Raw genomic sequence first — 16,436 nt, forward strand, 5'->3', positions numbered from 1 at the left:
TTATTCATCATCACTGTCTTTATGAATATTCTCTAGAATTCTCTTTTTGATATTTCGCATAAGATTATTGAAACTCAAATTAAGAGAAAGCGCATTTGTAAATTGGTTTCCACTGTTTCTTGGTAAATATTCATTTGCATAAGTCAATTCGATTTGAATATTATCTGTAAATAAATATCCGGCTCCTATATTAAATCGATTCCTGTCGAAAAAACTCTCTCCTGTAACTTTAGTTCCTGATTTTAGATAAATTTCATCAGATGCAACAGCATAAACAACACCTTCTCTTAGAGCTTTACTGTTTAAGGGTTGAAGATATTTTATCTGCTGGCGGTAACGAATGACATTTTCATAATCATCATCCTGATTTTTCATGTAACGAAATTCAGTACGTGCACGAGTACTCAATGTATAACCTGTTTTGTGAAAATAATAAATTCCCTGTAATGCAAAACGCCATTCTGGAGATTCAAATTGGCCGATTTCGGGAACATCTTTATTGTTATAATACGCTAGAAAAGTGGAAAATTTCAATCTTGGAGAAAAATAATAATGTCCCCATCCTCTTACGGATCTCTGAATAGTGTTTTCAAATAAATTCGAAGATGATTCGGTACTTGAATAAGCTGCTCCGAAATCTATTTCAGTAGACCACTTTTTGCTTATAGTTTGATTGAATTGAATTTCACTCCAAAACTGATTGTAAGTAGTATTTTGTCCGTTGCTTTTTGTAATTGATAACAATACAAACAAGCAGCAGAATAAATTAACTGACGATTTTAGAATAGATTTTGAAAGCATTATTAAGTATTTTAATTACTTATTCGAATTCAAATTCTCAAAAACAGTATTTTATTTTCTCTGGCGTACAGCTTCGTATAAAAATGCTCCGCAGGCAACAGAAACATTTAAAGATCCTATTGATCCAAACATTGGTAATTTGGCTTTTTCATCGACAATTTTAAGAACTGAAGGGTTGATTCCTCTGTCTTCAGACCCCATAATAATTGCCAAAGGCTCATTTAGGGATATGTCGTAAATATTGTGATCTGTTTTTTCGGTAGCGGCAACAGTTTTTATACCTGATCCCTGAAGATAAAAAATAGCATCTTTAATATGTTCAACTTTGCATATTGGCACATTGAATACAGCTCCTGCAGAAGTTTTAACCGTGTCACCGTTTACTGGTGCGGATCCTGCTTTTTGAATGATAATACCATTCACTCCGGTGCATTCTGCAGTTCTAATGATAGCGCCAAAGTTTCGTGCATCAGAAATCTGATCTAATATTAAAAAAAGAGGTTTCGAACCCGAAGCAATAGTTGATTCTACTAAATGTTCTATATCAATAAAACCAATTGGTGAAATTGTAGCAACAGCACCTTGATGGTTATTTGGAGTTAATCGGTTTAGTTTTTCAACTGGTACATATGAAAAATTGATGTTAGCTCGTTTCATCACTTTCATTAGGTCTTTCATTAAGTCTCCTGAAATCTCTTTCTGAATGAATACTTTATCAACTTCCTGACCAGCTTGTATTGCTTCTATAATGGCTCTAATGCCAAATATTTGATGTTCTTTTTCCATGGAACAAATATAGGTATAATGTTTATATAAAAAAAAACCACCCCGAATGAACGGAGTGGTTTATTATTTAAATTTTGGTATAAATATTAGTGTTTATCCCAGAAAAGTTTTGTTGTTACATTGTTGTTACCAAGTTTAGCAACTGCAGCTTGTAAGTTAGCAGCATTTAATGTTTGCTCGATACCTGGGTAAGAGTAACGTTTTGGAACTTCAGTGATATCACCGAAAGTTACTGGAGGAGCTACTAAAGCAGGGAAATCTAATCTTCTGTAAGATGTCCAAGCTTCGAAACCTCTGTTATAATAAGCGATCCAAGCTTGTTCTCCAATTTTTTGTTTCCATGTTCCAGTTGCTGTAGCGTAAGCAACATCAGTTCTTGCTAAGTAAGTTGCAATATCAGCAGCAGCTACTCCCCAATCTTGTAAAGATGCAGTTACAGCGGCAGTGTAGTGAGTTGCAGCAGTACCACCTACAGGAATACCTCTTTCTACAGCTTCAGCTAATAAGAATTCAACTTCAGAGTAAGTAAAGATTACACCTGGATAAACAGGATCTTTAATTGTTTCAGTGATGTGAGAGAAGTCTCCATAAACGTTAACAGTTCCATATACACCACCTTTGTATTGTCCTGAACCTGCTGGATATTCTGTAAAGTATTTAGCTCTTCTTGGATCAGATAAAGCATTCAATTTGTTTACAAAAGTGTTAGCTGGAATAAAGTCATCACGTCCACTAGCTACTAAGTCAAGGTATAACGGGTTGTTATTTGTAGTATTTGTAGCGTATGGCATGTAAGCTCCATCAGCACTGTTAAGGATTAAACCATCAGCTTGTGCAGCTAATGCTTGTGTGCTAGCATAAGCATGATCAACATCGTCCATTGTGATAGCCATTCTGAAACGTAAAGAGTTAGCAAATTTAGCCCATTTAGCAGTGTCTCCACCGTAAATAAGGTCTGCATCACCATAGCTTTCGGCAGATTGATCTAATTTGTGAGATGCAGCAGTTAATACAGTAAGCAAATCTCTGTAGATAGTTTCAGCATCATCGTATTTTGGTTGCGGATGACCGTCAATATCTAATGCTTCAGTGTAAGGTACATCTCCAAAAGTATCAACTAAGATTCCGTAGCAGTAAGAAGATAAAATATCAATAATTGCGATTTTGTTATCAATTACCACTAATCCTTCAGGAGCTCCAGTATAGTTTGCTTTTTGTTGATTCAAAAGAGATTTAGCTTCTTTAAAATCTTTTAATACATCACGATAGTAAGTTGCCCAATGACGATCTGGAATAGTACGTCCAGTTAAGTCATATTGAGTTTCTTGTGGGTATTGTACTTCAGCCCATTGTTGAGCAAATAATCTGAATACGTTAAAGTTTACAGATGTACTTGTCACCTGATCCATCATGAATTTTTCAGCATTTGTGAATAAATATTCTGGAGCAGTGGTAGTAGGGTTTTTTGTGTCTTGGTTCATGTTCCCAAAATCATCAGAGCATGATGAAAATAAGGTTATGAACGATAGTAATATTATTAGTCTATTTTTCATAGCTTAGAATTTTATTGTTAAGTTACAACCGATATTTCTAGTTGTTGGTAGAGAACCGATAGAAAGACCTTGAGATCCTATGTTAGATCCTAATCCACTTTCTGGGTCTGCATCTGGAAGATTTTTATGGATTATCCATAAGTTAGAACCAATAAGAGAGATTTTTGCGTCTACTAATTTGATTTTTTGAACTAATGAAGATGGTAATGTATAAGTAATATTTACCTCTCTTAACTTAACAAAACTTGCATCGTAAACGTACTGGCTTCTTGGACCATTACTATAAGCGTTTGTAATAGCACCACCAGTAGAGTAAGCTGTTCTTGTAGTATTTGGAGTTCCATCTGCATAAACACCAGGGTTGATTACACCACCACCGTTAGCAATAGTATTTCTTTTTGGGTTTCCAAGATCATTGTTTCCAGCTGTTTCATCAGTTAAACCAGTTCCAACACCATACCATTGGTCAGTAGAAAAGATATCTCCACCTTTTTTCATGTCAATTAAGAAACTGAAAGATAAACTTTTGTAAGAGAATTTGTTTCTAATACCTCCAATCCAATCAGGATTGATGTTACCAATAATGTTGTTAGTAGAAGTGTTGATTACATATCTACCTGTTGTTGGGTTAACAATTTTTTGTCCATCAGCAGTATAAGTATAATCTGTTCCTTTTAATACTCCGAATGGTTGTCCAACAACAGCATTTAATGATACTGTACCAGGGAAAGAAGCAACTTGTAAGTTAGTTACACCATCAGCTAAAGCAGTAACTTCGTTGTCATTTTTAGACCAGTTAACATTGATGTCCCAAGCAAAGTTGCTTGTTTTGATTGGAGTAACATTGAATTGAACCTCGATACCTTTGTTTTCAATTGTTGCAGCGTTTACATATTTAGATGTATAACCTGTAGCAGTTGAATAAGGAACTCTTACAGCTTCTCCATCATTTATGTTTTTGTACAAACTCACGTCAAATCCAATTCTTCTATTTAAGAACTGCATCTCAAGACCAACCTCTGTAGTATTTGTTTTGATAGGCTTTAAATCAGGATTGTTTTTGATAGAGTTAACAGAGTACATCTGGTTGTTGTTGAACGGATCATATTTTGTATATGTATCAACTAAAGCTAATGGCGGTGTTCCAAGTGGGCTTTCAGAGTAACCTCCTCTTAATTTACCAAAAGTTAACCAGCTTGCATCAATGTTTTTAGAGAAAACCCAGCTACCAGAAACTGAATAACTTGGAATGTGGTTATCATCAGCAGGTAAGTTTGAGAAAGCATCTCTACGAGCAGTTGCATCGATGAAGTATGTATCCAAATAACCTAAAGAAGCAGAAACGTAATAACTATTTACAGAAGCATTAGTTTCTCTTTCGTAAGGATATGGGCTAGCAGCTTTAGAGTTAGATAAACTGTAGATTCCAGGAATAATTAAACCTCCTTGAGTTGAAGCTGTAATTTGGTTGAAATACGTATTTCTAATTGTTCCCCCAGCTACTCCATTTAAACTAAAATCTTCACCAAATTTTTTGTTGAAAGTCAATAGTAAATCGTAGTTCTGCTCAGAGAAGTTACCATTATAACGTTGGTATCCTGAAGTTTCATCAAGAGCATTAATACCGAAAGTTTTAGAAACAGAACCTTGAGCAACTCTTTCTTCACGGATTTCAGAATACGTATCTGTAGAGATTTTAGCAGTTGCAGAAACCCAGTCAGCAATTTTGTATGTGAAGTTAGCATAACCTATGAAACGGTTTCTGCTATCATTTTGGTAGTTTTTATAACGCTCAAAATAAGGGTTGTTCCAGTATGCTGGAGTTGCATCATCAACAGATTTTCTGTTCCAAGTGATGTTTTGTCCACCTGAATTGTTGTATGCTCTTTCTAATTCTTTGATATCAACGTTTGTTTGCCACCACTGACGGAAACCAGAAATCATGTTGTCGCTATATCCAGTCATGTTTCTACCTATAGTTTCTTGAGCAGAGAAATTAGCAAATGTGCTTAAAGACAATCTGTCTGTAAATTGGTGGTTTAATTTTAAACTGAAGTTGTTTTTTCTTAATTCACTATTTGGTAATACACCTGTTTGTTTAGTGTTAGTATAGTTGAAAACAACGTTTGTTTTTTCATTTCCATCTTCAAATGAGATTGTATTCACTAAAGAAAGTGAATTTTGGAAGAATTTAAAAGGATCATTAGCAGCTGCTTTCCATGGAGTTTTTTGTCCATAATTATTGTTTCCTGGATATGCAGAGAATGCATCCCACTGGTAAACATTTAATGAAGGGTCAAAAGCGTTACCTACAGAAGCATCATCTCCAAAGAAAACTACTCTGTCATTTACACCATCACCATCAATATCTTGTGATGAGAAAGAAGATCCGTAACCAGCACCATATTGTTTTTGGTATTTTACGAAAGTATTTTTATCTGGAGCACCTGTTACAACCTCAGAAGAAACAGTAATTCCTAATCCTTTTTTAGCTTTACCTTTTTTGGTTGTGATCATTAATACCCCGTTACCAGCTAAGTATCCGTATAAAGCAGATGCAGCTGCACCTTTTAATACGTTCACACTTTCGATATCTTCTGGGTTAATATCCATACCGTTGTTACCATAGTCAAATCCACGACCACCAGATGATTGAGCTGTTGTTCCATCGTTAGTGTTATTTCCGTTGTTGATTGGCATACCGTCAATAACAATTAACATTTCGTTTGTTTGACCAATAGCTTTAACTCCTCGTGAAATTGCACTTGTAGAACCTCCAAAGTTAGAGTTTCTAGTGATGTTAACACCGGCAACTTTACCAGAAAGCTCATTTAAGAAGTTACCACTAGAAGTACCATTTCTTAAATCTCCTCCTTTAACCTCTTGTGTAGCATAACCAAGAGATTTTTTCTCTCTTTTAATACCTAAAGCTGTTGTTACAACAACACTTTCAAGTTCTTGTGCATCTCCAGCTAATTTTACGTTAACTGTTGATGAAGTTGCAGCTATTTCTTGAGATTTCATCCCAATGTAGCTAAATACCAATACTTGGCTTGATGATGCTTTGATAGTGTATTTACCATCAAAATCGGTTTGCGTTCCAGCTTTGGTTCCTTTAACTAATACACTAACACCTGGTAGAGGCATTCCTGCATTGTCAGAAACTGTTCCCGAAACAGCTCTTTCTTGCGCAAAAGAAAGTTGCGCAACTAGTACTAATAAAAGCACTAAGAATCCATTGAACTTTAGTTTCATTTTTAAATATTTTGAATTAGTATCGCAAAACTCTTAATAATTTGTTAACTTTCCTAATAAATAAAAATCTTTTTTTGGTAAACTTTAAAATTTAACATTATAACATATGTTTACGATAGTGTTATATAATTGTATTTCCTGTTGATTTTCGTGACCATTCGTGAGAATTATTCGTAAAATTCCGCTTTTTGTTTGTATTCCTGCACCAATTCCAATTCCTATTAATTTCTTAATTTTTTTAGGATTTGAAATATTCGTTAAGTCTTGATATATAGCGTAATCCGTAACAGAATGAATATAAGTGTTTTTTGAAAACATATATCTATATTCTGTAAGAATTGCTGAATAGAAATTTGCTTGAAGACTATTTTCTGAAAATCCCCTAATTGAATTCATTCCGCCAAATCTAAATAATTCGTTCGAAATGTAATTTTTACTGTCTAAATAGAAATTTTGAGAATTTATGTTAATAAAATTTTTGGTATTAAGCTCAAAATTATAAGTTGCATTTAAATTTATGTAAAATTGTTTGCTTGGTTGAGCTGTTTCTGTGTCGTTATTTGTTTCTCGTTTTCCAAATCCAATAATTGAATTTAAAAATGCTTTTTGAGGTAACAGATTGTTGTTCAGATCAATTCTTTTGTATTCATATGTAGATGTGATATATGAATTATCAAAGTCACTTATTGTAGAATTATTTATATTTTGAATATCACTAGATTCTGTTGATTGATATCCTAAGTATAATTTTGAATTGTAATTAATGTAATATCCAAGATCAATAGCTGTTTTTGTGTTTTGAAAAGTGCTGTCTTGCTTGAAAATGTTTAATTGGGCTTTTATTCCAAATGGCGATTTGAATATATATGGTAATTCTAGTTTTGTATTAAATGTTTTTTGTTGATTGCCGTCGCTTTTCCAATATAAAGAAAATTTTTCTCCTGCATGAAGAGTGTTTAATAACGAAATATCTAAATATCCATTTAGGATAGCTTTTTTATTTTCATCATTTGAAAATCCAATGTAGCCGTCAAATGTATTTGCTTTTCTTTTTTCGATATATACAAAAACTTTTGTGGAGTCGTTGGTGAATAAAATTTCAGGATATTTTGTCTGGCTTAAAAATTCGTAACTGTTAATTTCGTTATAAAGCTCTTTGATGATTTCTTGGTTGAATGTTTTGTTGAGATATTTTTTATTGAGTTGTTTTAAATATCCTTTTGGGAAAAAATCTTTTGAATCTTCGTTTTTATAATTTAGAATAATGGAATTTAAACTGCGTTTTTTTTCGGATTTAAAATTTAGATCAGCATAAATTATCGATTTCTCTTTTCTAATATTTTCCAGTTTTATTTTATTTAAGGAGTAGCCATTTTTTTCTGCCTCAATAATTTTGTTGTTTAAGTAGTTTTCGACTTGATCGTAGGGTAGTATTATAGTGTCTTTTTGTTTTTTGTTTGAACTAAAAAATGAATTATTTATACCTATATATATATGTATAGTTTTTATTCTTTCTTTTAGGTTAATGATAGAGTTGTATGTGGTATCATTTATCTTATTGATGCTTAGTGTTTTGTTGTTTATAAAGCCTTTTTTTGACAGGGTTTTAGAGGTTTTTTCTATTTCGTTAAATAGTGATTTTAAATTTGGATGATTAGTAGTGTAATTAATAGAATCAATAATTTGGTTTTCGATATTATTTGTTCCGTTTATTTTAAGATACAAGTTTTGGCTATAAGCTGATAAGCTTATCATTATAAAAAAGAATGTCTGAAAAAAAAGTTTCAAGCGTTTGGTTTTTGTAATTATATGAATTGCAAATATCTATTGTTTGTTTGTAAAAACATAGAAGAGAAATAATGTTATTGAAAATTAATAGATTAACGTTTGTATAGTGAAATTTATTTTATACATTTGCAACCCCGTAAAAAGCGGGAATTTAATATCATATTAATTTTTAGTATTAATTATGCCAACAATTCAACAATTAGTAAGAACAGGAAGAACTCAGATAACTAAGAAGAGTAAATCGGTTGCTTTAGATTCTTGTCCTCAAAGAAGAGGGGTTTGTACGCGTGTTTACACTACTACACCAAAAAAACCAAACTCTGCAATGCGTAAAGTTGCGCGTGTACGTTTGACAAATGGTAATGAGGTGAATGCTTACATCCCTGGAGAAGGACACAATTTACAAGAGCACTCGATAGTATTAGTTAGAGGTGGAAGGGTAAAAGATTTACCAGGTGTTAGATATCATATCGTTCGTGGAGCGCTTGACACGTCAGGTGTTGCAGGAAGAACGCAAAGAAGATCTAAGTACGGTGCTAAACGCCCAAAAGAAGCAAAAAAGTAATTTAAAAACTTTTAAGAAAAAGACATGAGAAAAAGAGCGGCAAAGAAAAGACCACTTTTACCGGATCCGAGGTTTAACGACCAATTAGTAACGCGTTTTGTGAATAACTTAATGTGGGATGGTAAGAAATCTACAGCTTTTAAAGTATTTTATGATGCTATTGATATCATCGAAACTAAAAAGCAAAATGATGAAAAAACTTCATTAGAAATTTGGAAAGATGCTTTAACAAACGTTATGCCTCACGTAGAAGTACGTAGCCGTAGAGTTGGTGGAGCTACATTTCAAATCCCAATGCAGATTCGTCCAGACAGAAAAATTTCTATGGCTATGAAGTGGTTAATACTTTATGCTAGAAGAAGAAACGAAAAATCTATGGCACAACGTTTAGCGTCAGAATGTTTAGCTGCTGCTAAAGAAGAAGGTGCTGCGGTTAAGAAAAGAATGGATACTCACAAAATGGCAGAAGCTAACAAAGCATTCTCTCACTTTAGATTTTAATTCGTAAAGAAATGGCTAGAGATTTAAAATATACAAGAAATATCGGGATCGCTGCTCACATTGATGCTGGTAAAACAACAACTACTGAGCGTATTCTTTTTTATACTGGAAAGTCACACAAGATTGGTGAGGTGCACGATGGTGCTGCAACAATGGACTGGATGGCACAAGAGCAAGAAAGAGGTATTACAATTACTTCTGCTGCTACAACTTGTACTTGGAACTTCCCAACAGAGCAAGGTAAAGTTCTTCCAGAATCATTGCCTTACCACTTTAATATTATTGATACTCCTGGACACGTTGACTTTACTGTAGAGGTAAACCGTTCTTTACGTGTACTTGATGGTTTAGTTTTCTTATTTAGTGCTGTTGATGGTGTTGAGCCACAATCAGAAACTAACTGGAGACTTGCAGATCAATATAGAGTTCCTCGTATGGGATTCGTAAACAAAATGGACCGTCAAGGTGCTAACTTCTTAGCTGTATGCGGACAGGTTAAAGATATGTTGAAATCGAATGCGGTTGCAATTACTTTGCCTATTGGTGATGAGGCAGATTTTAAAGGTATTGTTGACTTAGTGAAAAATCAAGCTATTGTATGGCATGATGAAACACAAGGAGCTACTTTTGATATCGTTGATATCCCTGCGGATATGGTTGATGATGTGAAACACTACCGTTCTATTCTTATCGAAGAGATTGCAACTTATGATGAAAATCTTTTGGATAAATACATGGAGGATGAGAACTCTATTACAGAAGAAGAAATCAATAATGCTTTAAGAGCTGCTACTATTGATATGGCAATCATTCCAATGCTTGCAGGTTCTTCTTTCAAAAATAAAGGAGTTCAATTTATGTTAGATGCTGTTTGTAAGTATTTACCATCTCCATTAGATAAAGAAGGTATTGAAGGAATTCACCCTGATGATGCTGATTTATTAGAAGAAGATCAAAAGAAAATTTTACGTAGACCAGATGTAAAAGAGCCGTTCGCTGCTTTGGCATTTAAAATTGCTACTGATCCATTCGTTGGACGTTTAGCTTTCTTCCGCGCTTACTCTGGACGTTTAGATGCTGGTTCTTATGTTTTAAATACTCGTTCTGGGAACAAAGAGAGAATCTCTCGTATCTACCAAATGCATGCTAACAAACAAAATCCAATCGAATTTATTGAGGCTGGAGATATTGGAGCAGCAGTAGGATTTAAAGATATTAAAACTGGGGATACACTTTCTGATGAAAAGAATCCAATTATTTTGGAATCTATGAAATTCCCAGATCCAGTAATTGGTATCGCTATTGAGCCTAAAACTAAAGCTGACGTAGATAAAATGGGTATGGCTTTGGCTAAATTGGCTGAAGAGGATCCAACATTTACAGTTAGAACTGACGAAGCTTCAGGTCAAACGATCATCTCTGGTATGGGTGAGCTTCACTTAGACATCTTAGTTGATCGTATGAAACGTGAGTTTAAAGTAGAGGTAAATCAAGGTGAGCCTCAAGTTGAATATAAAGAAGCGTTTACAAGATCTGCTCAACATAGAGAGACTTACAAAAAACAATCTGGAGGTCGTGGTAAATTCGGTGATATCGTATTTAGAATCGAGCCTGCTGATGAAGTTGATGGAAAAGTTCCTGTTGGATTACAGTTTGTGAATGAAGTAAAAGGAGGTAACGTTCCTAAGGAGTATATTCCTGCAGTTGAAAAAGGTTTCCGTGAAGCTATGAAAACTGGACCTTTAGCTGGGTATGCTGTGGATAGTTTGAAAGTTACTTTATTAGATGGATCTTTCCACCCTGTGGATTCTGATGCTCTTTCTTTTGAATTAGCTGCAAGAATGGGTTATAAGGAATCTGGTAAAGCTGCTGGAGCTGTTATCTTAGAGCCAATCATGAAAATCGAAGTTATTACTCCGGAAGAAAACATGGGTGATATTGTAGGTGACTTGAACCGTCGTAGAGGTCAGGTAAATGATATGGGTGATAGAAACGGAGCGAAAACTATTAAGGCAGATGTGCCATTGGCTGAGATGTTTGGTTATGTTACTACATTAAGAACATTATCATCTGGTAGAGCGACATCTACAATGGAGTTTTCTCATTATGCAGAAACACCTTCTAACATTTCAGAAGAGGTAATCAAAAAAGCAAAAGGTAACGCTTAATTTTAAGAAAATGAGTCAAAAAATCAGAATAAAACTAAAATCTTACGATCACATGTTGGTAGATAAATCTGCTGAAAAGATCGTAAAAACAGTAAAAACTACTGGAGCGGTTGTAACAGGTCCTATTCCGTTGCCAACTCACAAAAAACTTTTCACTGTATTGCGTTCTCCGCACGTTAACAAAAAAGCGAGAGAGCAATTTGAAGTAATGTCATACAAGAGATTGATTGATATTTATTCATCTTCATCTAAAACTATTGATGCTTTAATGAAACTTGAATTGCCAAGTGGGGTTGAAGTAGAGATTAAAGTATAATTTTTTATTAAATTTTATATACAAAAAGCGAGTCAGAAATGTCTCGCTTTTTTTGTTGTAGAATATTATTATGTATTTAGTTTTTGTAATTGATTTTAAGTTTGTATTAGTGGGGATGGTTTTTAAATCCCTTTGTTTTAAGGCTGTGCGAACGTTTTTGTTTTATTTTGATTAATTAATCATTAAGCAGATAGATTTTTTAGAGTTGAAAATAAAGAGATAAATTTTTAGTACATGAAAGTGCTTTGATGGTTGATTTGAAGCTTGGATTTTGATAATGAGCGATTTAATTTTTGTAACTGTTTGGTATATTCATTTTTAATAACTACTTTTGCACTCCCTGTTTGAAAATTTCTGTTATTTTCAAATTGAAGGGAATTTTAGTAATTAATAATTAATATTTATGTCTGGGTTAATTGGTAAAAAAATCGGCATGACTAGTATTTTCGATGAAAACGGGAAAAACATTCCTTGTACAGTAATCGAAGCTGGGCCGTGTGTTGTTACCCAAGTCAGAACCAACGAGGTTGACGGGTATGAAGCGTTGCAACTTGGTTTCGATGACAAAAACGAGAAACATTCTACTAAAGCGGCTTTAGGTCACTTTAAAAAAGCTGGAACTGTTGCTAAGAAAAAAGTCGTTGAATTCAAAGAATTTGCAACTGAACAAAAATTAGGAGATCTTATCGATGTTTCTATTTTTGAAGAAGGAGAATTTGTAGATGTACAAGGTGTATCTAAAGGTAAAGGTTTCCAAGGTGTTGTTAAGCGTCACGGTTTTGGTGGGGTTGGACAAGCTACTCATGGTCAGCACAACCGTTTAAGAGCGCCAGGTTCTGTAGGAGCTTCTTCTTATCCATCTAGAGTATTCAAAGGAATGCGTATGGCTGGAAGAATGGGAGGAGATAATGTAAAAGTTCAAAACCTTAGAGTTTTAAAAGTAGTTGCTGAAAAGAACTTACTTGTTGTTAAAGGATGTGTTCCTGGTCACAAAAACTCTTACGTAATCATTCAGAAGTAATGGAAGTAAAAGTATTAGATTTCAACGGAAAAGATACTGGTAGAAAAGTTCAACTTTCTGATTCAGTATTCGCAATTGAACCAAACAATCACGCAGTATATCTTGATGTTAAGCAATATCTTGCTAATCAAAGACAAGGTACTCATAAAGCTAAAGAAAGAGCTGAAGTAACTGGAAGTACTCGTAAGATTAAAAAACAAAAAGGTACGGGTACAGCTCGTGCTGGAAGTGTTAAGAATCCTTTGTTTAAAGGTGGAGGAACAGTTTTCGGGCCAAGACCAAGAAGTTATTCATTCAAATTGAATAAAGGTTTAAAAAGATTGGCTAGAAAATCAGCTTTCTCAATCAAAGCAAAAGAGTCAAATATTATCGTTCTTGAAGACTTTAATTTTGATGTGCCAAACACTAAAAATTTCATTAACGTTTTGAAAGCTTTAGGGTTAGAAAATAAAAAATCTCTATTTGTATTGGGTGAGTCAAATAAAAATGTATATTTGTCGTCACGCAATTTAAAGGCTTCTAATGTCGTAACTAGCTCAGAATTAAGCACTTACGCAATATTAAACACTAATAATTTAGTGCTTTTGGAGGGTTCTTTAGAGTTAATTGAAGAAAATTTAAGCAAATAATAGGAGTATGAGTATCATAATTAGACCTATAGTAACTGAAAAAGTAACCAAAGAAAGTGAAGTTTTAAACCGCTTTGGATTCGTTGTTGACAAAAAAGCAAACAAAGTTGAAATTAAGAAAGCTATTGAAGCTGCTTATGGAGTAACTATCGTTTCTGTTAATACAATGAATGTTAGACCGGATAGATCTACTAAATACACTAAAAGTGGTTTAATCAGTGGAAAGACAAATGCAATAAAAAAAGCAATTGTTCAAGTACAAGAAGGAGAAACAATTGATTTTTACAACAATATCTAAGATAGAAAAATGTCAGTAAGAAAATTAAAACCTATTACCCCGGGTCAGCGATTTAGAGTTGTGAATGGTTATGACGCTATTACAACTGATAAGCCGGAACGCTCTTTGATAGCGCCGATAAAAAACTCAGGAGGTAGAAATAGTCAAGGAAAGATGACCATGCGTTATACGGGTGGTGGTCACAAGCAGAGATATCGTATTATTGATTTCAAAAGAACTAAAGATGGAATTCCAGCTACAGTGAAATCAATCGAATATGATCCAAATCGTACTGCATTTATTGCTTTATTAGCTTATGCTGATGGAGAGAAAACTTATATTATCGCTCAAAACGGATTGAAAGTTGGTCAGAAATTAGTTTCTGGACCAGAATCTCAACCAGAGATTGGTAATACTTTACCTTTAAGCAGAATTCCTCTTGGAACTGTTATATCTTGTATTGAGTTACGTCCAGGACAAGGAGCTGTAATCGCTCGTTCAGCTGGAACTTTTGCTCAGTTAATGGCAAGAGACGGGAAATATGCAACAATTAAAATGCCATCTGGTGAGACAAGATTAATCTTGTTAACTTGTTCGGCTACAATTGGAGCTGTTTCTAATTCTGACCACCAATTAGTTGTATCTGGAAAAGCAGGTAGAACAAGATGGTTAGGAAGAAGACCTAGAACTAGACCAGTAGCGATGAACCCAGTTGATCACCCTATGGGAGGTGGTGAAGGACGTTCTTCTGGAGGGCATCCACGTTCAAGAAAAGGATTGCCAGCTAAAGGTTACAGAACTCGTTCTAAGAAAAACCCGAGTAACAAGTATATCGTAGAACGTAGAAAGAAATAATAAGATATGGCACGTTCATTAAAAAAAGGACCTTTTGTTCATTATAAATTAGATAAAAAAGTTCAAGAAAACGTAGAAAGTGGTAAAAATGCAGTTGTAAAGACTTGGTCTAGAGCTTCAATGATTACTCCAGATTTCGTTGGACAAACTATCGCAGTTCATAACGGTCGTCAATTTGTACCAGTTTACGTAACAGAAAACATGGTAGGTCACAAATTAGGAGAGTTTTCACCAACTAGATCTTTTAGAGGTCATGCTGGAGCAAAAAATAAAGGTAAAAAATAAAAGAAGCAATGGGAGTTCGTAAAAGAGAAACAGCAGATGCGAGAAAAGAGGCTAATAAGTCTATCGCTTTCGCAAAATTGAATAACTGCCCTACTTCACCTAGAAAAATGCGCTTAGTAGCGGACTTGGTAAGAGGTCAGAAGGTAGAAAGAGCACTTAACATTTTAAGATTCAGTTCTAAAGAAGCTTCAAGAAAATTAGAAAAACTATTATTATCTGCAATCAACAACTGGGAGCAAAAAAATAGTGAAGGTAATTTAGAAGAAGCTGGATTATTTGTTAAAGAGATCAGAGTAGATGGTGGAATGATGTTAAAAAGACTTCGTCCAGCTCCACAAGGTCGTGCACACAGAATAAGAAAACGTTCTAATCACGTAACAATCGTGCTTGGAGCTATCAATAACACACAAAGCAATTCTTAAGCAGCATGGGACAAAAGACAAATCCAATTGGAAATAGACTTGGTATCATCAGAGGATGGGACTCAAACTGGTATGGTGGAAATGATTATGGCGATAAATTAGCTGAAGATCACAAAATCAGAAAGTATATCCACGCTCGTTTATCAAAAGCTAGTGTATCTAAAGTAATCATCGAGAGAACTTTAAAGCTTGTAACCGTTACTATCACTACTGCTAGACCTGGTATTATTATCGGAAAAGGTGGACAAGAGGTAGACAAGTTAAAAGAGGAACTTAAGAAAGTTACTGATAAAGAGGTTCAAATTAACATCTTTGAAATTAAAAGACCTGAGTTAGATGCTTATCTTGTGGCGACAAGCATCGCTCGTCAAATCGAAAGCCGTATTTCTTACAGACGTGCAATCAAAATGGCTATTGCTGCTTCAATGCGTATGAACGCTGAAGGTATCAAAGTTTTGATTTCTGGCCGTTTGAATGGTGCTGAGATGGCACGTTCTGAAGGTTTCAAAGAAGGTAGAATTCCTCTATCAACTTTCAGAGCTGATATTGATTATGCTTTGGCTGAAGCTCACACTACTTACGGTAGAATGGGTATCAAAGTATGGATCATGAAAGGTGAAGTTTATGGAAAGAGAGATCTTTCTCCGCTAGCTGGAATGGATAAAAAACAATCTGGTACTGGCAGTGGTAAAGGTGGAGATGCCCCTAGAGGTAAATCTAACTTTAATAAAGGTGGAAAACCAGACGCTCGTAAAAGAAAGTAAATTTTTAAACTAAAGAAAAATGTTACAGCCTAAAAGAACAAAATACCGTAAGGTACAAAAAGGTAGAATGAAGGGTAACTCTCAAAGAGGGCATGAACTTTCAAATGGAATGTTTGGTATTAAATCTGTGCATGAAGATGGAATGTTCTTAACTTCACGTCAAATCGAAGCTGCGCGTATTGCCGCAACTCGTTACATGAAGAGAGAAGGACAATTGTGGATTAAAATTTTCCCAGACAAACCTATCACTAAGAAGCCTCTTGAAGTACGTATGGGTAAAGGTAAAGGAGCAGTTGAATATTGGGCTGCTGTTGTTAAACCAGGAAGAATTATGTTTGAAGTTGGAGGGGTTCCATTGTCAGTTGCAAAAGAGGCTTTACGTCTTGCAGCTCAAAAACTTCCAGTAAAAACTAAGTTCGTCGTTGCTAGAGATTTCGAAGCATAATTTAT

General features: G+C 34.5%; 17 protein-coding genes. 12 read left to right on the forward strand and 5 right to left on the reverse strand.

The genetic code is table 11. The features are described 5' to 3' along the window. The 5 genes from J0383_RS13960 to J0383_RS13980 form a co-directional block, all read right to left on the reverse strand. Window positions 1–801, reverse strand: coding sequence for a DUF2490 domain-containing protein (locus J0383_RS13960; protein ID WP_207294646.1), 801 nt, complete (start codon window positions 799–801; stop codon window positions 1–3). A 51-nt stretch (window positions 802–852) separates the two neighbouring features. After that, window positions 853–1,587: a 23S rRNA (guanosine(2251)-2'-O)-methyltransferase RlmB gene (rlmB, locus tag J0383_RS13965; protein ID WP_207294647.1), complete on the reverse strand. Its 735-nt coding sequence runs from the start codon at window positions 1,585–1,587 to the stop codon at window positions 853–855. Between the two features lie 86 nt (window positions 1,588–1,673). Then, complete coding sequence (locus tag J0383_RS13970; protein ID WP_207294648.1) at window positions 1,674–3,140, reverse strand: SusD/RagB family nutrient-binding outer membrane lipoprotein; 1,467 nt, start codon at window positions 3,138–3,140, stop codon at window positions 1,674–1,676. A gap of 3 nt (window positions 3,141–3,143) precedes the next feature. Next, entirely contained in the window at window positions 3,144–6,395 is a 3,252-nt protein-coding gene (locus tag J0383_RS13975) for a SusC/RagA family TonB-linked outer membrane protein (RefSeq protein WP_207294649.1), read from the reverse strand. 84 nt (window positions 6,396–6,479) lie between these two features. Further along, window positions 6,480–8,120, reverse strand: coding sequence for a BamA/TamA family outer membrane protein (locus tag J0383_RS13980; protein WP_317196708.1), 1,641 nt, complete (start codon window positions 8,118–8,120; stop codon window positions 6,480–6,482). Between the two features lie 244 nt (window positions 8,121–8,364). Here J0383_RS13980 and rpsL point away from each other — a divergent pair, with 244 nt between their 5' ends. The 12 genes from rpsL (at window position 8,365) to rplP (ending at window position 16,431) form a co-directional block, all read left to right on the forward strand. After that, on the forward strand, window positions 8,365–8,748 hold the full coding sequence (rpsL, locus tag J0383_RS13985; protein ID WP_007136570.1) for a 30S ribosomal protein S12: 384 nt from the start codon (window positions 8,365–8,367) through the stop codon (window positions 8,746–8,748). 24 nt (window positions 8,749–8,772) lie between these two features. Then, window positions 8,773–9,249, forward strand: a complete 477-nt coding sequence (gene rpsG, locus J0383_RS13990) for a 30S ribosomal protein S7 (RefSeq protein WP_012022493.1) — start codon at window positions 8,773–8,775, stop codon at window positions 9,247–9,249. Between the two features lie 11 nt (window positions 9,250–9,260). Continuing rightward, window positions 9,261–11,417, forward strand: a complete 2,157-nt coding sequence (gene fusA / locus J0383_RS13995) for an elongation factor G (RefSeq protein WP_073418342.1) — start codon at window positions 9,261–9,263, stop codon at window positions 11,415–11,417. A 10-nt stretch (window positions 11,418–11,427) separates the two neighbouring features. Beyond that, on the forward strand, window positions 11,428–11,733 hold the full coding sequence (gene rpsJ / locus J0383_RS14000) for a 30S ribosomal protein S10 (RefSeq protein ID WP_007803605.1): 306 nt from the start codon (window positions 11,428–11,430) through the stop codon (window positions 11,731–11,733). Between the two features lie 403 nt (window positions 11,734–12,136). Then, the gene (rplC, locus tag J0383_RS14005) at window positions 12,137–12,754 is read left to right on the forward strand and encodes a 50S ribosomal protein L3 (protein ID WP_207294651.1); all 618 of its coding nucleotides are present in this window, start codon (window positions 12,137–12,139) and stop codon (window positions 12,752–12,754) included. Next, window positions 12,754–13,383, forward strand: coding sequence for a 50S ribosomal protein L4 (gene rplD, locus J0383_RS14010; RefSeq protein WP_135222813.1), 630 nt, complete (start codon window positions 12,754–12,756; stop codon window positions 13,381–13,383). Before rplC ends, rplD begins: the two co-directional genes overlap by 1 nt. Before the next feature lie 7 nt (window positions 13,384–13,390). Then, a complete protein-coding gene (gene rplW / locus J0383_RS14015) occupies window positions 13,391–13,681 on the forward strand; it encodes a 50S ribosomal protein L23 (RefSeq protein WP_207294652.1) in 291 nt (96 codons plus the stop codon). 9 nt (window positions 13,682–13,690) lie between these two features. Beyond that, window positions 13,691–14,515 carry a 50S ribosomal protein L2 gene (gene rplB / locus J0383_RS14020; RefSeq protein WP_091496650.1) on the forward strand — a complete coding sequence of 275 codons (825 nt, stop codon included), beginning with the start codon at window positions 13,691–13,693 and terminating at the stop codon, window positions 14,513–14,515. A 6-nt stretch (window positions 14,516–14,521) separates the two neighbouring features. Beyond that, window positions 14,522–14,800, forward strand: coding sequence for a 30S ribosomal protein S19 (gene rpsS, locus J0383_RS14025; protein WP_008464288.1), 279 nt, complete (start codon window positions 14,522–14,524; stop codon window positions 14,798–14,800). Between the two features lie 8 nt (window positions 14,801–14,808). After that, complete coding sequence (rplV, locus tag J0383_RS14030; RefSeq protein ID WP_007803631.1) at window positions 14,809–15,222, forward strand: 50S ribosomal protein L22; 414 nt, start codon at window positions 14,809–14,811, stop codon at window positions 15,220–15,222. 5 nt (window positions 15,223–15,227) lie between these two features. Then, complete coding sequence (rpsC, locus tag J0383_RS14035) at window positions 15,228–15,986, forward strand: 30S ribosomal protein S3 (protein ID WP_121360089.1); 759 nt, start codon at window positions 15,228–15,230, stop codon at window positions 15,984–15,986. Between the two features lie 19 nt (window positions 15,987–16,005). Beyond that, complete coding sequence (gene rplP / locus J0383_RS14040) at window positions 16,006–16,431, forward strand: 50S ribosomal protein L16 (protein WP_008464295.1); 426 nt, start codon at window positions 16,006–16,008, stop codon at window positions 16,429–16,431. Window positions 16,432–16,436 lie beyond the last annotated feature (5 nt).

Origin of the sequence: Flavobacterium endoglycinae, assembly GCF_017352115.1 — a bacterium.
GTDB classification, from domain to species: domain Bacteria; phylum Bacteroidota; class Bacteroidia; order Flavobacteriales; family Flavobacteriaceae; genus Flavobacterium; species Flavobacterium endoglycinae.